This is a genomic window from Clostridium sp. AF12-41 (assembly GCF_003461685.1).
Lineage (GTDB): Bacteria > Bacillota > Clostridia > Lachnospirales > Lachnospiraceae > Otoolea > Otoolea fessa.
In genome coordinates, this window is record NZ_QTXO01000004.1 from 26,018 (window position 1) to 45,004 (window position 18,987).

Annotated in this window: 16 protein-coding genes; 14 read left to right on the top strand and 2 right to left on the bottom strand. The window is 45.1% G+C overall.

Going from position 1 to position 18,987, the window contains the following annotated elements:
- Positions 1-111: 111 nt before the first annotated feature.
- From DWV73_RS07565 to DWV73_RS07610, 9 genes are all read left to right on the top strand, one after another.
- On the top strand, positions 112-1,083 hold the full coding sequence (locus tag DWV73_RS07565) for an EamA family transporter (protein ID WP_117796339.1): 972 nt from the start codon (positions 112-114) through the stop codon (positions 1,081-1,083).
- Between the two features lie 312 nt (positions 1,084-1,395).
- Entirely contained in the window at positions 1,396-1,743 is a 348-nt protein-coding gene (locus DWV73_RS07570) for a TnpV protein (RefSeq protein ID WP_117796340.1), read from the top strand.
- Positions 1,744-1,900: 157 nt separating this feature from the next.
- Positions 1,901-2,950, top strand: a complete 1,050-nt coding sequence (locus DWV73_RS07575) for a PDDEXK nuclease domain-containing protein (RefSeq protein WP_117796341.1) — start codon at positions 1,901-1,903, stop codon at positions 2,948-2,950.
- 232 nt (positions 2,951-3,182) lie between these two features.
- Positions 3,183-3,812, top strand: a complete 630-nt coding sequence (locus DWV73_RS07585; RefSeq protein ID WP_207661069.1) for a hypothetical protein — start codon at positions 3,183-3,185, stop codon at positions 3,810-3,812.
- 156 nt (positions 3,813-3,968) lie between these two features.
- Positions 3,969-4,598, top strand: a complete 630-nt coding sequence (locus DWV73_RS07590; RefSeq protein ID WP_021739680.1) for a TetR/AcrR family transcriptional regulator — start codon at positions 3,969-3,971, stop codon at positions 4,596-4,598.
- Positions 4,599-4,790: 192 nt separating this feature from the next.
- Complete coding sequence (locus DWV73_RS07595) at positions 4,791-6,545, top strand: ABC transporter ATP-binding protein (RefSeq protein WP_107000357.1); 1,755 nt, start codon at positions 4,791-4,793, stop codon at positions 6,543-6,545.
- 1 nt (position 6,546) lies between these two features.
- Positions 6,547-8,286, top strand: coding sequence for an ABC transporter ATP-binding protein (locus DWV73_RS07600; RefSeq protein ID WP_117796342.1), 1,740 nt, complete (start codon positions 6,547-6,549; stop codon positions 8,284-8,286).
- A 212-nt stretch (positions 8,287-8,498) separates the two neighbouring features.
- Positions 8,499-9,392: a site-specific integrase gene (locus DWV73_RS07605; RefSeq protein ID WP_242995772.1), complete on the top strand. Its 894-nt coding sequence runs from the start codon at positions 8,499-8,501 to the stop codon at positions 9,390-9,392.
- Between the two features lie 445 nt (positions 9,393-9,837).
- On the top strand, positions 9,838-10,302 hold the full coding sequence (locus tag DWV73_RS07610) for an Hsp20/alpha crystallin family protein (RefSeq protein ID WP_022359203.1): 465 nt from the start codon (positions 9,838-9,840) through the stop codon (positions 10,300-10,302).
- A gap of 150 nt (positions 10,303-10,452) precedes the next feature.
- On the opposite strand, the gene DWV73_RS07615 is transcribed toward DWV73_RS07610, so the two are convergent.
- On the bottom strand, positions 10,453-11,022 hold the full coding sequence (locus DWV73_RS07615) for a hypothetical protein (RefSeq protein ID WP_117796343.1): 570 nt from the start codon (positions 11,020-11,022) through the stop codon (positions 10,453-10,455).
- A gap of 218 nt (positions 11,023-11,240) precedes the next feature.
- Positions 11,241-12,491, bottom strand: coding sequence for a cell wall hydrolase (locus DWV73_RS07620; protein WP_242995773.1), 1,251 nt, complete (start codon positions 12,489-12,491; stop codon positions 11,241-11,243).
- A gap of 403 nt (positions 12,492-12,894) precedes the next feature.
- On the opposite strand from DWV73_RS07620, the gene pfkB reads away from it, so the two are divergent.
- The 5 genes from pfkB to DWV73_RS07645 all read left to right on the top strand — a co-directional run bounded on the left by pfkB (position 12,895) and on the right by DWV73_RS07645 (position 18,803).
- Positions 12,895-13,815, top strand: coding sequence for a 1-phosphofructokinase (gene pfkB / locus DWV73_RS07625; RefSeq protein WP_117796344.1), 921 nt, complete (start codon positions 12,895-12,897; stop codon positions 13,813-13,815).
- 93 nt (positions 13,816-13,908) lie between these two features.
- Positions 13,909-15,918: a PTS fructose transporter subunit IIABC gene (locus DWV73_RS07630; protein WP_117796345.1), complete on the top strand. Its 2,010-nt coding sequence runs from the start codon at positions 13,909-13,911 to the stop codon at positions 15,916-15,918.
- 94 nt (positions 15,919-16,012) lie between these two features.
- Positions 16,013-16,270, top strand: coding sequence for an HPr family phosphocarrier protein (locus DWV73_RS07635; RefSeq protein WP_022359198.1), 258 nt, complete (start codon positions 16,013-16,015; stop codon positions 16,268-16,270).
- An 80-nt stretch (positions 16,271-16,350) separates the two neighbouring features.
- Positions 16,351-17,976 (top strand): phosphoenolpyruvate--protein phosphotransferase, encoded by a 1,626-nt coding sequence (gene ptsP / locus DWV73_RS07640; protein WP_117796472.1) that lies wholly within the window; start codon positions 16,351-16,353, stop codon positions 17,974-17,976.
- 80 nt (positions 17,977-18,056) lie between these two features.
- Positions 18,057-18,803, top strand: a complete 747-nt coding sequence (locus DWV73_RS07645) for a DeoR/GlpR family DNA-binding transcription regulator (protein WP_117796346.1) — start codon at positions 18,057-18,059, stop codon at positions 18,801-18,803.
- The last annotated feature ends 184 nt before the right edge of the window (positions 18,804-18,987 follow it).

The window sequence follows — 18,987 nt, forward strand, 5'->3', positions numbered from 1 at the left end:
TAATGAAAAAACAAGCCGATATTTTTATATATAAATAAAGATAATACCGATATAATGATAAAGTCAATGAAAAAGAACGAAACTCATAAAAGAATAGTGGAGAAATGAAAGATGTTAAAAAGGAATAGAGATGGAAAGAATCAAATGAACATCAAGGAGTCGAATCATGCCACAGAAAAACAGGCATCAAATTCCACAGAAGTTCCTTCTTCGTCTGCCCGCCTCGGCGTTCTCTGCTGCATGATCGGCGCGACTAGCTGGGGATTTTCGGGAACATGCGGGGAGGCACTGTTTTCATCCTACCCGATCGATGCGGCGTGGGTGACGGCGCTTAGAATGCTGGGGGCGGGGACGATTCTTCTGCTTGCTGCCGCTGCGAAGGGAAAATTGCCGGTGCGGGCACTGGTTCAGGATAAGAAAGCGATGGCTCAGATGGTGCTGTTTTCGTTTCTGGGATTGGTGCTGTCCCAGTATGCGTACTTAAATGCAATCAAATGGACCAATTCGGGAACGGCGACGGTGCTGCAGAATTTATCGATTATCTTCGTGGCGGTCTTTGTATGCGCGGCAGAACGTACATTGCCCACGAAACGGACGTTTTTCTGTATCTGTCTGGCATTCTTTGGAGTCTGGCTGATCGCGACGGGAGGAAGACTGGACGGCATGGAACTGACGGCGAAGGGACTTTTCTGGGGAATCATGGGAGGTGTCGGCGCAGCTGCGTATTTCCTGCTTTCAAAAAATCCGGTGAAGCAGTGGGGAAGTATTCCTGCAACCGGGATGGGAATGTTTATCGGCGGCGTGTTTCTATCGGGAGCCGTCCGCATCTGGGAAGTTCCGGCGGAGCTGGACGGTCATGCCGCATTTTATCTGGGTGTGCTTGTGATACTGGGAAGTGCGGTTGCGTATACTCTTTTTTTAAAGGGAGTTTCTTTGACGGGACCGGTGCGCGCTTCGGTGCTTGCCTGCCTGGAACCGCTGACGGCGGCGTGCCTGTCAGCGGTCTGGCTGAATTCCGTTTTTACACCGGCAGAGTTGATTGGATTCGTCTGTATTCTGGCGACGGTTTTGATTATGAAATAGTATAAGAATAATATTAGAGATTTACTTTTTTAACAACACTTTGCAAGAATTCTCCTATCCTCTTTAGTGTGGCAGTATCGATAGAGAGAAAAAGGATTGATAATTTCACAAAATATTCACAAATAATTAGCACTCACCTATTGATAATGGAAGTCGATTTTTGTTCTGTCTTGTGTATCCTAGAAGTGCCTGTTTTACAGGCTTTCCGGGGCATCAGCCATTTTGTCTGGTATTGTAAAGCAGTGTCAGATTTGTCGTAAATGTCGTAAATTTGTGGTCAAAAAAAGATGAGAAATGGAGAGTGCTAATAAAATGAAATTAACGTATACAAATGTAAATGGATATCTAATCCCGAATCTCACCTATAAATCCGGTGAACAGATGGAGCAACTTGGCAAGTATGGTTTTCTTCGCAGAGATTATCTGAAAAACCATCGAAATTCAACTTATCAGGTGATGCTTCTGCAGGACACCATTGGAGAGCATCTTCTGGAAGTGGACAAGGCAGCCAGAGAATGGGAAAAGGTAATTCTGAAGCAGTTAGAAGAAAAAGAACCACTGCCGGATAAAGAAGCAGATCAGATGACCTGGGTAAGAGCTGTTAATCAGCACAGAGCGATTGCGGAAGAAATTATTCTCAAGGAATTGATTTATGTTTAAATGAAGGTGATGAGGTCGTGGAATGCGACCCCATTATTATATGTGACCATGAAAAAGCAGTAGGCAGAATGAGAAAAATAGGGTAATATAACAGTAAGCAGTTGGGACAGTTTTGAAATGCCAATTTGGCATTTCAAGTTATAGAAGGGGATCGATAATGAAAAAAGAGATATTAATAGCAGATAATATTGATAATATTTATGATGAAATAAATGCGTTAATCAGGGAAAAGAAAACTAATGTAAAAAAAGTTGTGAATGATGCCATTATTTCTCTTAATTGGGGAATTGGAAAAAGACTTAGTGTGGAGTTAACTGGAAATAATAAGCCTGAGTATGGAAAAAAGGTTGTTGCAGAAGTCAGTAAACGGCTGGAACAGGAGTATGGTTCGGGATTTGATAAAACATCAATTTCAAGAATGATTAAGTTTTATCAGGAATTTCCTGACTTCGAAAAAGTTGCGACATTGTCGCAACAATTGACCTGGTCGCATTTTGTAGAGATTCTGCCAATACAAGATGAGTTAAAAAGAGATTTTTATGCTGCAATGTGTATGCAGGAAAACTGGTCAGTGCGAACACTGCGTGAAAGAAAAAAATCCATGCTTTATGAACGAACTGCAATATCGAAGAAACCAGAAGAAACGATTAAAAATGAAATTGCGGAATTACGAGATGATGGAAAAATGAGTCTGGATCTTTTTTACAGAGATCCATATATGCTTGATTTTCTCGGTTTACGTGATACTTATAGTGAAAAAGATTTAGAAAATGCTATTCTTGCAGAATTAGAAAAATTTATTCTGGAAATGGGATCGGATTTTGCATTTTTAGCAAGACAGAAACATTTTGTACTGGATGGCAAGGACTACTATATGGATTTATTATTCTATCATAGAGGCTTGAGAAGGTTGGTTCTTGTTGAACTAAAGCTTGGGGAATTTGAACCGCAGGATAAAGGACAAGTCGAGCTGTATTTGCGATGGCTGGAAAAGAATGAAAGAGTGGAAGGTGAAGAAAGTCCGGTTGCACTTATATTATGTGCAGAAAAATCACAGGAAACTATAGAATTAATGCAATTGGATCATGGAAATATTCATGTGGGACAGTATATGACCAAAATGCCTCCAAAAGAACTTTTAGAACAGAAGCTATCCCTTGCTATTGCAAATGCGAGAGAATTGTTAGAACAAAGGAAAGAAGAATAGAAATTTTCAATTTAATAATGAAGTGCAGAGAAAGGCGTGAGTCATAGAAATGTGGCTTGCGTCTTTTTCTGTCTGGAAAGGAAGTGAGATAGAATGGCACAGATTTTTCGTGTAGAGAGAACTAAGAATTTTACGGTAATGAGTAATCACCATTTCAAGAATAAGAAGCCAGATTGAAAAAGGGGAAGTCATTGCATGGAGCAAAGATAAATATAACCTGTTCCATCAGCAGGTGAAAGACAGCTTAGTAGCGGATTGTGCAATGGCAGTGTTAAAAGCACTGGAAAATTGTATCAGCAAAGAAAAGTTTAAGGAAAAAATGAAACAGTTTGGATGGAATGTAAATTGGACAGAGAAACGGAAGCACATTATTTTTCAGAACCAGGATGGGAAGAAGGTGAGAGACAGCAATCTGTCAAAAACATTTCATCTGGATATCAGCAAGGAGGGACTAGAGAATGAATTTGATAGAAATAGGAAAAAATCCAGAGATATTGAAATCAGAGAAAGCAGAGCAGCCGAAGAACTTAGAAATTATTACAGAGAACTTGACACAGCCATCGCAGCTGCCGGAGGAATCACCGATCAAGCTCAAAGTAGAAAAAGATCTTCTAATGCAGAGTTTCGAGAGAGCGAAAGAGTTCATGCGGACACAGAAAAAGCAGATACAGATGCTGGAAGAAGAGAAACAGACGATCTTGTCCGACAGGCAGAGATTGCGAGAAGAAGTTCGGAAATCAACCGTAGGAATTCAGTGTCTGACAACCGAATTGTCCGAAACGCAGAAGCTGAATCAATCGCTTCAGCAGAGCAACGACGATCTGAGGAACAGAAAATCTGTCTGAATAGAACAGACTTGTAAAACTGCAGAAAGCATCTGCGGAGTGGAAACTGAATACACGAGGAAAATAAAAAATTGAAACACCAAGACTTGACAAATTCCTGTAATGAGTTAAAATATAACAGTATTATATAGCACTGTTATATTTTGAAAAGAAGTTTAGAGGATACGAAAAGAATGTCGACGAAAGCAGAAGATACACAGAAAAACATATTAGATACAGCCAGAAAACATTTTCTGAAAGATGGTTTGACAGGAGCATCTTTAAGAAATATTGTAAAAGATGCAGGACTTACTACTGGCGCATTTTACAAATATTATCCGACGAAAGAGGCACTTTTTGATGCACTGACGGATCCTTATATGGAACATATTTATCAGATTTATGACCAGATCGTTGAGGAGTTTGAAAAGCTTTCTGCCAGTGATCAGACAAGGAATATGTCGGATACATCCAGTGATGGGATGGAGCAGATGGTTGATTATATCTATGATCATTATGATAATTTCAGATTATTGTTGAAATGCGGAGACAGTGGAAAATTTGAATTATTCATACACAATATGGTAGAGCGGGAAATGAAGTCCAGCCTGAATTATATGGAAAAGATGAAAGAGAACGGTGTAAAAATACCGATTGTAGAGGAAAGCCTTATGCATATGATCTATACGGGATTTTTTTCATCAGTATTTCAGATCATTGAGCATGATATAGACAGGGAGACTGCAAAGAAAAATGTACATCAACTGAAAGAATTTAATACAGGTGGCTGGGAACGATTGTGGAATATTGAATTTCCAGTATAACTGATGCAGGAATTCTGAATAGGTTATGTGTGTTGCAGGTTCTGGATTTCTGAATAAAGTTCAGACAGGATAATAATATCAGGTGGTTGATGCCAGTAGACCACCTATTTTATTATATGTTGGTTAGCTCGAACTAACAGAAGGTAAAATAATAAAACGAAACAATAAAACGAACGTAAGGAGTGAAAAGATGTGAAAGAAAAAAAGAAGTCGGCAGTCAGCTGGATCCTGACGTGGGCCGGACAAAAAAGAATTGCCTATGTGTGGAGTGTGTTACTTGCAATAGGAAATGTGATTTTTAAGATTTTGCCGTATTTTATTATTGCAGATGTAGTAAAGCTGTTTTTAAATGGTGAAAAGGAGTTTGAAATATATCTTGCAAAAGCGGTTCTGATTGCATTATCGTTTATCATTGCAGAACTGCTTCATTCACTTTCGACAGCATTGTCACATAAAGCAACGTTTGCAGTACTTGCAAATATAAGAAAATCCTGCTGTGACAAGCTGGCGCGGGTACCTCTTGGCTATGTGAAAGACACACCTTCCGGTACATTTAAAAATATTATGGTGGAAAGAATCGACAGTATCGAGACAACACTGGCGCATATTGTCCCGGAATTCACGTCCAATCTGCTGGCACCGATTGTGATTTTGATTTATTTCTTCCTGACAGACTGGAGACTGGCACTCTGGTCATTGGTGCCGGTTATAGTGGGATTTCTTTCCTATTTTGGAATGATGCTGGATTATAAACCAAGCTTCGAGAGAACGGTTCAGACAACAAAAGATCTGAATGATGCGGCAGTGGAATATATTGACGGAATCGAAGTGATCAAGGCATTTGGAAAGACAGAAAGTTCTTATGCAAAATTTACAAAGGCGGCTATGGCTTATGCAGATTCCTTTATTTCCTGGATGAAACGGTGCTCGATCTTTCATGGACTGATGATGGTGGTCACACCTTATACGCTTCTTACGGTATTGCCGTTTGGGGCACATTATGTAGCTAATGGAACACTTGCGATTTCAGATTTTGTCATCTGCATTATTTTATCACTTGGAATCGTTGGACCGTTGATCACAGTGGGTTCCTATACAGATGATCTTGGCAAGATCGGAGTGATTGTTGGTGAAGTGGCAGGAATTCTGGAACAGCCGGAGCTTGAACGTCCAGAGAAAAGTAAAAGTGTTCCAAAAGATAACTCCGTTACTCTTGAAGATGTCAGATTTGGTTATCACGACAAAGAAATCCTGCACGGAGTAACTATGGAGCTGAAAGCAGGAACGGTAAATGCAATCGTAGGACCTTCCGGAAGCGGCAAGTCGACCATCGCAAAGCTGATTGCGTCCCTGTGGGATGTGGATTCCGGAAGCATCAAAATCGGTGGAGTTGATGTCAAAGAACTGGCATTTGCAGATTTTAATCGGAAAATTGCATATGTTGCACAGGACAATTATCTGTTTAATGAAACAGTCCGTGAAAATATCAGACAGGGAAATCCGGATGCTACAGATGAACAGATCATCGAGGTGACAAAGAAAAGTGGATGCTATGAATTTATCATGCAGTTGGAGAATGGATTTGATACGGTTGTAGGAGGTGCAGGAGGACATCTGTCAGGTGGTGAGAGGCAGCGTATCTCCATTGCAAGAGCAATGTTAAAGGATGCTCCGATCGTGATCCTTGATGAGGCAACTGCCTACACAGATCCGGAAAATGAGGCAATTCTGCAGAATTCTATCGCAAAACTGGTAGCAGGGAAGACCCTGATCGTAATAGCACACAGACTTTCTACTGTTAAGGACAGTGACCAGATCTTTGTTGTAAATGATGGAAATGTAACAGCACATGGCACACATGAGGAACTTCTGGTGTCATGCCCGCTTTATAAGGAAATGTGGAATGCCCATATTTCTGTAAAAGATACGGTGAAGGAGGGAGAATGATATGTTTGGGATTCTGGCAAAATTCTTTCGTTTTTCAGGCAGGGAAAATGGCAATAAATTTAAACTGTCGATAGTGATCGGACTCATAGAGGCTCTTGCCTCAGCAATGAAGATTCCGGCTATTATGTACATACTGATTGGTCTGCTGAGTGGGAAACCGACAGGAAAATATATTGGAGGCTCCGTTGCGATTATGGTTCTTGCAATTGTAGTCGACGTAATCTGCAAGAGATACTCTACAGTGCTTCAGACAGAGGGAGGATATAATGCAAGTGCTTTTATGAGAATCAAGATTGCAGAACATCTGCGATATCTGCCGATGGGGTATTTCAATTCCAATAGTATCGGGGAAATTTCTTCCATTACAACCAATACAATGGAAATACTTGGCGATGTGGCTGCGAGAGTGGTTATGCTGACAATGCAGGGAATTCTGGAAACATCAATGATCATTCTTATGCTGTTTATTTTTGACTGGAGAATTGGACTGATAGCTGCAGCAGGAGTACTTATTTTCTTTGGGGTCAATTCTGTGATGCAGAATGCGGGTAAAAAAGATTCAGAGCAAAAAGTGGTATGCGATATGGAGCTTGTAAACCAGATCATGGAGTATCTGCAGGGAATATCAGAAGTTAAATCATATAACTTGCTTGGGAAACAGGCGAAAAGATTAAATGATGCAAATGAAGCATGTGAAAAGATCAATACAAAGATGGAAATGGTGTTTGTGCCCTATCATTTTCTGCAAAGTGTGATAACCAAAATTACAGGTGCTGTGATCGTGGCTTGCAGTGCATATTTTTATATTAATGGAACTATGAGTGCGGTCTATGCGATCGGTATGACAATTTCAGCATTTATGCTTTATGCCAGTCTGGAATGTGCAGGAAATTATTCATCTCTTTTACATGTGGTAAGCGTATGTGTAGATAAAGCAAATGCAATATTGGAGCTGGATACCATGGATATCGACGGTAAAGAAATACAGCCGGAAAATTACGATATCAGACTTTCTAATGTTTCGTTTTCTTATGACAAACGGAAGATCATTGATGATATATCGCTCTCTATTCCGCAGAAAACGACGACAGCAATCGTTGGACCATCTGGTGGAGGAAAATCAACACTTTGCAATCTGATTGCCAGGTTCTGGGATGTGGATTCCGGGGAAGTGACACTTGGAGGTGTGAATGTAAAAGACTACAGCATGAACAGTCTGATGAGTAATTTCTCATTTGTGTTTCAGTCGGTGTATTTGTTTGCAGACACCATTGAGAATAATATTAAATTCGGACGCCAGGATGCAAGTCATGAGGAAGTGGTGGAAGCGGCGAAGAAAGCATGTTGTCATGATTTCATCAGCAAACTTCCGAATGGATATGACACAGTGATCGGAGAAGGAGGAGCCACACTTTCCGGTGGTGAGAAGCAGCGTATTTCGATAGCCAGAGCGATTATGAAGGATGCGCCAATCGTCATATTGGATGAAGCAACGGCAAATGTTGATCCGGAGAATGAAAAGGAGCTGATGGATGCAGTAGATGCACTTACAAAGGAAAAAACGATTATTATGATTGCCCACAGATTAAAAACAGTCAGACATGCAGACCAGATTGTGGTTGTTGAAAAAGGAAGAATTGCACAGCAGGGAACACATGAGCAATTAATGAAACAGGAAGGTATTTATAAGAGATTTGTGGATGCAAGGCAGCAGGCGGTAAGTTGGAAACTGGTGCACTGAGAAATAATCCACAGTCGGTGAATATCCAAATTGAATTGTCTGAAAGAGATTTAATTTAAGTTTCGCTAAGTTTCACTTATATAGGCAGAATGAGGGATATTCAATAATGTAATATGAAAAAAGCACTGAAAACCGTTGGATTATGAGTTTTACAGTGCTTTTCCTTTTGCCAAAGAGGAAAAATGCAGTGAATTTAAGTTTTGCTACGTGTTGTGGATTTTAAGACATCTCACGTAAGGACGTTCTTTTCTGCATTGTCAGATGAAGGACTGGCACACAGTACGATCAAAGGTCTTTATGGCTTATTGAATCCCAGTTTTGAACTGGCAGTGGAAGATGGGATTATCCGCAAGAATCCAGTAACAGGAACACTTGGAGATTATGGGGCTCCGGCAAAGGAGAAAGAAGCATTGACACTGGAACAGCAGGAAAAACTTTTGAAGTTTGTTGAACAGAGTAATGTGTATAAGCCTCATCTTCCAATGATGCAGGTTATGTTTGGGGCTTGCCTGAGAGTGAGTGAAACAATCGGCTTAACCTGGTCAGATGTGGACATGAAGAACCGGGAGATCCATGTAGGTGGACAGCTTGTGTATTATGAAGGTGATGACGGATATTGTTTCCATGATTCAGAAACTAAAACGGATGCAGGAATCAGAAATATTCCTATGACACAGATGGTATATGATGCGTTCCGTAAGCAGAGAGAACTGAACCTGATGTTTGGTTTACAGAGTAATGTTGAGATAGGTGGACGCAGTGGATTCATCTTTAATACAAAGCATGGACGTCCGATTATGCCAGCGGGAGTGAACAGCTTTCTGAAAAATATTGTTAATGCCTATAATAAAAAAGAAAGCAAATTGGCAGAAGAAGAGAAGCGAGAGCCGGAGTTGATGCCTCCTATTTCATCGCATACCCTTCGTCATACGGGATGTACCAGATTGGGTGAGAACAATGTCAATCCCAAAGTTATGCAGTATGTGATGGGCCATTCAGATGCACAGATCACAATGAATGTCTATAATCATATTTCAGATAAGTCTCATGTGGAGAATGAGATGTCTAAAATGAACCTGCCAGAAACCGTACCTGCTGTGGTATAAACCATAAGTTGTTGTCGTAAAATGTGGTAAGAAAATCAGACGAATATATTTTTCCAAGAATTTGTCGTAAAAATGTGGTCAAACCAAGAAAATTGAGTGCGAAAGTAAGTGAAAAATCCCTGTGAAGTAGTGGCATACGCCATGCACAGCTCGGGAAAGACTTCCCTCGCTGTAGGGCTGTCGCCCTATACATTTCCATGAAAGAGCCATCTTTATCAAGCAAGCTTGAAAGATGGCTCTTTCACGTAAATGTGCATGGCTCGTAGCGTTCACAAATTCTTCACAAAAAAAATAGCACTCGCCTCTTGACAGTGCTAATAAGAAGTGCTATAACATAGCCAGAACGAAGGAAGAGGAAGAAAAGAAAAGTTCCCAGACCGTCCCGGTTCCGAAAATGTTGGTAAATAAACATAATGAAATGAAGTTAGAAAAGGAGAGATGACTTATGTTAATGCCGAGTATTTTTGGAGAAAATTTGTTTGATGATTTCTTTAATGATTTTCCGTTTTATGATGATAACGCCGGACAGAAGATAGAGAAAAAGCTGTATGGACGCCATGGACAGAACCTGATGAAGACCGATATCAAGGAAATGGAAGATGGCTATGAGCTGGAGATGGATCTGCCGGGATTTAAGAAAGAAGAGATTTCGATTTCCTTGGAAGATGGTAATCTGACGATTCAGGCTGCGAAGGGACTGGATGAGGACGAGAAGGAGAAAAAGTCCGGTCGTTACATCCGCAGAGAGCGTTATGCAGGTTCCTGTGCGAGAAGCTTCTATGTCGGTGATGATATAACAGAGGAAGATATCAAGGCGGAATTTAAGCATGGTATTTTGAAGATTTTTGTTCCGAAGAAAGAAGCAAAACCGGAAGTCGAGCAGAAAAAATATATTGCGATTGAAGGATAATGTAGAAGAAGCAGTCAGCCGGATTGATGGATGCAGTTGTCTGGCTGTAACGTAGAAAAGAGCGCTACGGCACTCATGGAGCGGTTTTACCAGAAATGGAAAGCCGGTTTGTGAGTGTTGCGGCGCTCTTTTTCACTATTTTATATCTGATTAGTAGTTAATACCTGTGATACCGATAGATCCCTCTTTGTCCAGACCAAAGGTAACTGCCGGTTTACCGGATGGATTGCCTACGATGAAACCTGCCTTGGTCAGTTCGGTGGAAGAAACATCGGCTGTCTTGACTGCCTCAATCAGCGCGTCGGTAAATACCTTGTCTGCGTCGAGAGCCATAAATTCAGTTCTGTTATTTACGACAATCCCGTCATCGATGCCGATGTAGGACGGATAGACAAGCAGCTCGGCTAAATCGTTCATATTTTTATTGGCGATGATGCTTTGAAGGGATCTGGCAAAACCACGGTAAAGTTCTGTGATTTCTTTTTCGCTCAGAGTCTCGTCTTCTGCATAATCTGCATCCGTTGTCTGGGCGGTTTCTTTTTCTCCGGCAGTAGTTGTTTCGCTGGCATCGCTGCTTTCTGCTGATGTATCGTTTTCCTGTGTGGATTCAGCGGCAGTTGTTTCAGCCGTGGTTGTTTCAGACGGCTGGCTGGAGCAGGCGGTCATGCTGGCGGCTGCGATGAGAGTGGAAACCATCAAGGTATAAATTGATTTTCTCATAATTTCCTCCATTTGCAATTAATGGACTCCCGGAAGCTTTCTGTGCTTAATGTTGTGAGATGATTTGCAGGAAAGACTCCGAGAGTACCTATCAATAAGGTATGGACAGTAGGTGTCCTCTGCCTGTATGTTTGGCTGATATGATTATCATATCACAAGGCGATGGGAATGTATATGAGGTTTAATGTAATGCGTTTAAATCCGCCTTTTTTAGCCTTTTATTTTTTATAGAAACAATTCCCACCAACCACCTGATAGCTGGAGTAGCTGTCGTAGTTTGCTGATTTGGTCGAGGTAAAATAAAGGTAGTCGCCTATCTGATTCTCCCCGGCGAGCGCTGCCTTTGCCGCCTTGGTGGCAGTAGAGGACGGTCCTCTATCGAGATATTTGTCAAGCAGGCCGGAGGTCGCGCCTGGGAACTGTCCGTCCGCGTAGATGACGCTGGAGATGGATTTGCCCCATTTGCCAGATTTGACGCGGTTGACGATCAGACTTCCGACTGCCAGATAGCTTTCATAGGATCCTCCGTTGGCTTCCATCGTGAGGCAGGCGGAGAGCAGATAAACGTCGCTCTCGGAGGCGGAGACCACGTAGGACGATTTAGCGGCTGGTGCAGCCGTGCTCTTTTTCGAAGAGCTTCCAGAATTTCCAGATTTTCCCGAAGTCTGGGAGGAACCTTTAGCCGCGTTTGCTTCTGCCTGCGATTTTGCGGCTGCAATCTGGGCTTCCTCGGCGGCTCTGGATGCCTGCTCAGCTTCTTCAGCAGCCTGCCGTGCCGCCTCCAGCGCTGCCATCTCAGCCTCAATGCTGATTGCGCGTCCTGGCTTGACGCTGATTGTGACATAATCAGAAGAAACGTAACCGGAGGTGTCAACGGAAAGCTGGATTTTGACCCATCCAGTTTCCTGACTCAGTACAGGATAGTAGTCTTCCGCGGCAGCCAGACCGACGATGGCAGAATCCGTGCTGGCTTCCTCACGTACATGGAGTGTCTGTGTGCTGACGGTAGCGATATAGAGACCGAGCTCTTTGGCGAGCGGCTTGATATCATCGCCAAATACAAGATAATCGTCCTTGAGCCATCCCTCCAGCCCACCGGAGCGGATTTTTGTCCAGCCATTTTTGCGTTTTAAAATGGTACCGCCGCCTCCGCGGAAGCAGGTGCCGAGTACCTTGGCATCTGTATCTGGTTTTTCTCTCAGGTTCAGCGCATCATCCACATTGGCGACCGCGAGATTTTCATACGGATCGACCGGCTTTTCTTCTTTGATTTTGGCTTTCGCCGTACTTTTAGTATCGGTGCCGGTCTGATGACTGTTTTTTAAGGTGCTGGAAGAAGCAATGGAAGGATCAGAGCCTGCTTTGTTCTTCTTATCAGAAGGTTTAGAGAGGCATAGAAATACCAGCAGAGCCGCCCCGGCCACAATAAAAAGGATCAGGAAATAGATCGCCATCATTGTTTTATCCATTTTTTTGCGCCTGGAAGAAGCAGGTTTCAAAGGGGAATCGTTCATATTGTATATCCTTTCTGATATAAAAACATCTTGGAAATATTACAAAGATATTACAAAATTCTTCATTTACTATAGCAAATGGGGAAATCCTTGTCAACAAAGGGGGATTTTACGATTAGAAGAGGAGATGAAACTGAGTAAAAATGATGTTTTTGGAAACACTATTCCATCAGTGACAGCAATCGTTTCGCCGGAATTCACACGAAACAATCAATCAAAAACAATCATAAAAAATCAAAATTGTGCAATATAACCCAAAAAGAGGTAGCATGTTTGTGAATAAGTTTGATTGATTTTGAATGAAAATGATTTTATAATACAGTCAGAATCAATCAAGATAAGAAAGGAATGAAGGCTTATGATTTATACGGTAACCTTTAATCCATCGTTAGATTATATTGTGTCAGTGAGCGATTTTAAGCTCGGACTGACCAACCGGACAGATTCGGAGCTTTTGCTTCCGGGCGGAAAGGGAATCAATGTTTCGATGGTCCTTCAAAACCTTGGAATTGCCAATACGGCGTTTGGCTTTACTGCCGGGTTTGTCGGCGAGGAGGTTCGGAAGGAAGTGGAGCAGCTGGGCGTGAAAGCCGAGTTTATTTCCCTAGATGAGGGAGTCTCCCGCATCAACCTGAAGCTGAAATCCATCGACGGGACTGAGATCAACGGTCGGGGACCGAGGATTCCGCGGGAAGCGGTGGATGCGCTGATGACCCAGCTTGACCGGCTGGGGGCGGATGATACGTTGGTGCTGGCTGGAAGTATTCCAGCGTCGATGCCGGATGATATTTATCAGAAGATTATGGAGCGCCTGGATGGCAGGGACGTCCGGATTGTTGTGGACGCGACCAAGGATCTGCTGCTCAATGTGCTGGGACACCATCCATTTTTAATCAAACCGAACAATCATGAACTGGGAGACATTTTCGGCATGAAGCTCTCGGAGCGGGAGGAAGTTGTTCCGTATGCGAAGAAGCTGCAGGAAAAAGGTGCGGTCAACGTGCTGGTTTCGATGGCAGGCAAGGGCGCGGTTCTTCTGGCGGAGGATGGAAGCGTCTATGCGGCGGAAGCACCGAAGGGAACCTTGAAAAATGGTGTCGGAGCCGGAGATTCGATGGTAGCCGGTTTCCTGGCCGGATACGGGGAGAGCGGAGATTATGAACACGCCTTCCGCATGGGACTGGCAGCTGGAAGCGCGAGCGCCTTTTCGGAGCAGCTGGCGACGAAGGATGAGATAAAGAAAGTGTATGAGACCTGTAAAATCACAAAAATCGGATGAGGTTGTATGCAGACATTTTTGAAGCTGGCAGAATGTACTGCCGGATATGCAATGCATACCTGACATTCGGGCATAAATAGGGAGGCAACAGATATGAAGATTACTGATTTACTGGATCCGAGAAGTATATCGCTGGATGCGGCACCCACCAGCAAATCGGAGACACTGGACAAGGCGGTAGAGCTGATGGCGGCGAGCGGAAAGCTGTCGGATGTCGAGGCATTCCGCAAGCAGGTTTATGCGAGAGAAGAAGAGAGCACGACCGGTATCGGCGAGGGGATTGCAATTCCTCATGGAAAATGTGATGCGGTCAAAAAGCCGGGGCTGGCGGCGATGGTCATCAAAAATGGCGTGGATTTCGACTCCCTGGACGGCGAACCGGTCACTCTGCTGTTTCTGATTGCAGCGCCAAATACAAAAGATAACGTACATCTGGATGTGTTGAGCAAGCTTTCCGTTCTCATGATGGACGAGCATTTCTCAGATTCCCTGCGAAATGCCTCTTCGGTGGAAGACTTTCTTTCCATTATTGATAAGGCAGATGCAGAACAGGCAGGCATCGATGAGAGACTGGCGGCTGATTCCGGCGAAGAAGCGGCAGATACAAATGGAGAGAATGCCGCACAAGCAGGTGGTCAGGAGATTCAGGCGCAAAAAGCGGGTGCAGAGACGGAACAGACAGCCGGACCGAAGATCTTAGCGGTTACTTCCTGTCCGACCGGTATCGCGCACACCTACATGGCTGCCGAAGGCCTGGAAAAAGCGGCACGCGCGAAGGGATGGAAGATCAAAGTTGAGACGCGCGGTTCAGCCGGAGCAAAAAATGTGCTGACGGCACAGGAGATCGAGGCGGCGGACTGCATCATCGTGGCAGCGGACGCACAGGTGCCGATGGATCGGTTTGACGGAAAACGAGTGATCGAATGTCAGGTTTCGGACGGTATCAGCAAGGCACCGGAGCTTTTGGAGCGCGCGGCGTCCGGGGAGGTACCGGTTTACCACGCAGCATCATCTGGAAACAGCAGCCCGGCAAAGGCAGCCTCTGGCGGCAAATCGGGCAGTGTCGGACACCAGATTTACACACAGCTGATGAATGGTGTCTCCCACATGCTCCCATTTGTAGTCGGCGGCGGCATCCTGATTGCGATTGCGTTTCTGATTGATGGTTTCAGTGTGGATATGAATGCACTTCCGCTCGACCAGCGTGTAAACTTTGGTACGATTACCCCGCTGGCGGCATGGTTTAAAAATGTCGGCGGTGTGGCATTTGGCTTTATGCTCCCGATTCTGGCTGGTTTCATCGCGATGGCGATCGGAGACCGCCCGGCGCTGGCAGTCGGTTTTGTCGGCGGCATGATTGCTTCTCAGGGAAAATCAGGTTTCCTTGGCGCCCTGGCGGCAGGTTTTATTGCCGGATATCTGATTCTGGCGCTTCGGAAAGCGTGCGAGAATCTTCCAGAGGCACTGGAAAAGATTGCTCCGGTCCTGATTTACCCGGTTGTGGGCGTCCTGCTCATCGGACTGGTTATGAGCTTCGTCGTAGAGCCGGTCATGGGCGCGATCAATATGGCGTTAAACAATGGTCTGAGCAGCATGGGTGGTTCGAGTAAGTTGATTCTTGGTTTTGTGCTGGCGGCGATGATGGCGATCGACATGGGCGGTCCATTCAACAAGGCGGCATATGTATTTGGTACGGCGGCAATCGCCTCCGGCAACTACGATGTGATGTCAGCTGTTATGATTGGCGGTATGACACCGCCGTGTGCGATTGCGCTGGCAACCATGCTGTTTAAGAAGAAATTTACAAAGGAAGAGCGCGAGGCAGGACCGACCAACTTCATCATGGGTCTGGCATTCATCACGGAGGGCGCGATTCCATTTGCAGCGTCCGATCCGGTACACGTGCTTCCAGCCTGCATCGTCGGTTCGGGTGTTGCGGGAGCGATGAGCATGTTATTTAACTGTACGCTGATGGCGCCGCATGGCGGAATCTTCGTATTCCCAGTCATGGGAAATCCGCTGTTCTATCTGCTGGCACTGGTGGTTGGCATGGCGATCTCGACGGTACTCTTAGGAGTTCTCAAGAAGAATGTAGAAGAATAGATAAATAATTTTTTTTGACGGAATGTGAATCTTTATTAGAAATTTTTTGGTCAAATCAATCAAAATAGGTTATAATGAGAAGGAGAACATCATCATGAAAGAGTTTAAATATACCATTACAGACCCGGAAGGAATCCACGCACGCCCGGCAGGTGAACTGGTAAAGGCGGCAAAACAGTTTACGAGTACGATCAAGCTGGCGAAAGATGGAAAGAGCGGCGACTGCAAAAAGATTTTCGGTATCATGGGACTGGCGGTAAAGAACGGACAGGAAGTAACCCTGACCTTTGAGGGCGAGGACGAAGAAGCAGCTTATGAGGCAGTCAGCCAGTTTATGAAGGAAAATATGTAGTTTAACAAAGATGCCGCGATGTAAGGGATTATTACATGGCGGCATTTTTCGATAATGGATCAATGGAAAGGGGAATGGTCATGCAGACGTATCGTGGAAAAAGTGTATTTGGCGGTGTCGCAGTTGGAAAAATATGTGTGTATCAGAAAGGCGAGCAGACCGTAAAACGGACGAAAATAGAGAATGCAGAGCAGGAAAAAGCGCGGTTTAATGCGGCAGTTCAGGAGTCCATCCGCCAGCTCGGCGAGTTGTATGAAAAGGCGGTAAAAGAAGTTGGCGAGGCGAATGCGGCGATTTTTGAGATTCACCAGATCATGCTGGAGGACGAGGACTATCTGGACGCGGTTCAGAATATCATCGATACGCAGAAGGTCAATGCCGAGTATGCGGTTGCGGTGACCGGTGACAATTTCGCCCAGATGTTTGCGGCGATGGAGGACGAATATATGCGCGGGCGCGCGGCGGATGTCAAAGATATTTCGGAGCGGATTGTGCGCGTTCTGTCCGGAGGCGCAGGTCAGGGCATCCATACGGACGAGCCGGTGATTATTCTGGCAGATGATTTAGCACCGTCAGAGACGGTACAGCTTGAAAAGGACAAGGTGCTATCCTTTGTGACGGTACACGGTTCCGTCAATTCCCACACGGCGATCCTGGCGCGTACGATGAGCATTCCGGCGCTGATCGGAACGGACGTGGCGCTCGATGAGACGGTAGATGGGAAATTTGCGGTTGTGGATGGTACGAACGGAGTCCTGTATGTGGAACCGGATGAGGAGACATTGGAAACAATGCGCCGCCGGCAGCGGGAGGAACAGGAGAAGAAAGAACTGCTGCAAACACTGAAAGGGCGCGAAACAGTCACTCTGGATGGCAAGGAGATCCGCCTGTATGCGAACATTGGCAACAGCAAGGATCTGGCATCGGTCATTCAGAACGATGCGGCGGGCATCGGACTGTTCCGCAGCGAATTTTTGTATCTGGAAAAAGAAACATTTCCGACGGAGGAGGAGCAGTTCCAGGTATATAAACAGGTAGCGGAAACGATGGCGGGCAAACCGGTCATTATCCGCACGCTGGACATCGGCGCGGACAAGCAGTGCGATTATTTTGAACTGAAAAAAGAGGAAAATCCGGCGATGGGCTGCCGGGCGATCCGTATCTGCCTGACAAGACCGGAGATTTTCAAGACACAGCTTCGCGCGCTGTTTCGGGCAAGTGCCTATGGCAATCTCCAGATCATGTATCCGATGATCACAAGTGTCTGGGAGGTCGAGGCGATTGCGAAGATTGTCGAGGAGGTCAAGACGGAGCTGACCGCACAGAATCTCCAGTTTGGCGACCCGAAGCAGGGCATTATGATTGAAACCCCGGCGGCAGTCATGGTAAGCCGGGAACTGGCGAAAAAAGTGGACTTTTTCAGCATCGGAACGAACGACCTGACCCAGTATACGCTGGCAGTTGACCGTCAGAATCCGGAGCTGGATGCATTTTACGATCCGCACCATCCGGCGGTGCTGGCGATGATCCGCATGGTTGTTGAAAATGCGCACGCCGAGGGCATCTGGGCAGGTATTTGCGGCGAATTGGGCGCGGATCTGAGTTTGACAAAAGAATTCCTGAAAATGGGTGTGGATGAGCTTTCCGTATCGCCGGGGCGTGTGCTGCCGATTCGGAAGGTCATTGTCGAAAGCAGCTGCAGTTGATAAGAATATTAAGACAGAGAGAAGTGAAAAATTGAGCTAAAAAAAGTTCAACCACAGCAGAAGATGAAAGGAAAAGAGTCATGCTGACAGAAAAAAGATACGAACTGATTTTGGAACTTCTGGATAAAAAGAGGAGTGTGACAGTTCCTGAGATTAAAGAGGTGCTGGGAGTTTCGGAATCGACGATCCGGCGGGATCTGAATGCGCTTGACAAGGCGGGGCGCCTGACCAAGGTGTTTGGCGGCGCGGTGTCCTCGGACGGGACATTTACGGGAACCGAGCCGTCAGTGGCACAGAAGATGGAATTGCAGCAGGAGGAGAAAAGGAGAATCGCCCAGTTTGCGGCGGGACTTATCCAGCCGGATGATTTTGTCTATCTGGACGCGGGCACGACGACCGGGTATATCTTAGACTATCTTCCGGCGCGCAGCGCCACGTTTGTGACGAATGCGGTATCACATGCCAAACGGCTGGCAGCCGCCGGAAACCGCGTAATTCTGATTGGCGGTGAGTTAAAGGGCACGACGGAGGCGGTCATCGGAAGTCAGGCGATCCTGATGATCCAGAGCTATCATTTTACAAAGGGATTTTTTGGAACCAACGGCGTCAGCAAGCGCCACGGTTTCACGACGCCGGATCCGAATGAGGCATTAGTCAAGCAAGAGGCGATGCGCCAGACAGAGCGCTGCTATGTGCTGGCGGACAGCCAGAAATTCGGCATGGTAAGTTCGGTGACGTTCGGGGGGTTTGAAGAAGCGACGATCCTCACGGAGACAGAGCCGCCGGAAGGATTTAGCGGCAGCAAGAATATCCGGGTGGCAAAGTAGAATAGTGAGCAGTAACAATCGTGTTTTTCTAATGAAATCCTAACATATATACGATTTGACAAACTATTAGAATATTGCTATATTTATAGAAAATCAATAGGGCGGCAAACGGGCAGGATTATGTATGACGATCGGGAGGAACGATGGATCCGAACCGATCGCAGTCAGCATGGATCCTGAATCG

Excerpts from the sequence above, each read along its gene's own strand:
- DWV73_RS07565 (WP_117796339.1), top strand. The coding sequence starts at position 112 with ATGTTAAAAAGGAATAGAGATGGAAAGAATCAAATGAACATCAAGGAG.
- DWV73_RS07570 (WP_117796340.1), top strand. The coding sequence starts at position 1,396 with ATGAAATTAACGTATACAAATGTAAATGGATATCTAATCCCGAATCTC.
- DWV73_RS07575 (WP_117796341.1), top strand. The coding sequence starts at position 1,901 with ATGAAAAAAGAGATATTAATAGCAGATAATATTGATAATATTTATGAT.
- DWV73_RS07590 (WP_021739680.1), top strand. The coding sequence starts at position 3,969 with ATGTCGACGAAAGCAGAAGATACACAGAAAAACATATTAGATACAGCC.
- DWV73_RS07600 (WP_117796342.1), top strand. The coding sequence starts at position 6,547 with ATGTTTGGGATTCTGGCAAAATTCTTTCGTTTTTCAGGCAGGGAAAAT.
- DWV73_RS07610 (WP_022359203.1), top strand. The coding sequence starts at position 9,838 with ATGTTAATGCCGAGTATTTTTGGAGAAAATTTGTTTGATGATTTCTTT.
- DWV73_RS07615 (WP_117796343.1), bottom strand. The coding sequence starts at position 11,022 with ATGAGAAAATCAATTTATACCTTGATGGTTTCCACTCTCATCGCAGCC.
- DWV73_RS07620 (WP_242995773.1), bottom strand. The coding sequence starts at position 12,491 with ATGGATAAAACAATGATGGCGATCTATTTCCTGATCCTTTTTATTGTG.
- pfkB (WP_117796344.1), top strand. The coding sequence starts at position 12,895 with ATGATTTATACGGTAACCTTTAATCCATCGTTAGATTATATTGTGTCA.
- DWV73_RS07630 (WP_117796345.1), top strand. The coding sequence starts at position 13,909 with ATGAAGATTACTGATTTACTGGATCCGAGAAGTATATCGCTGGATGCG.
- DWV73_RS07635 (WP_022359198.1), top strand. The coding sequence starts at position 16,013 with ATGAAAGAGTTTAAATATACCATTACAGACCCGGAAGGAATCCACGCA.
- ptsP (WP_117796472.1), top strand. The coding sequence starts at position 16,351 with ATGCAGACGTATCGTGGAAAAAGTGTATTTGGCGGTGTCGCAGTTGGA.
- DWV73_RS07645 (WP_117796346.1), top strand. The coding sequence starts at position 18,057 with ATGCTGACAGAAAAAAGATACGAACTGATTTTGGAACTTCTGGATAAA.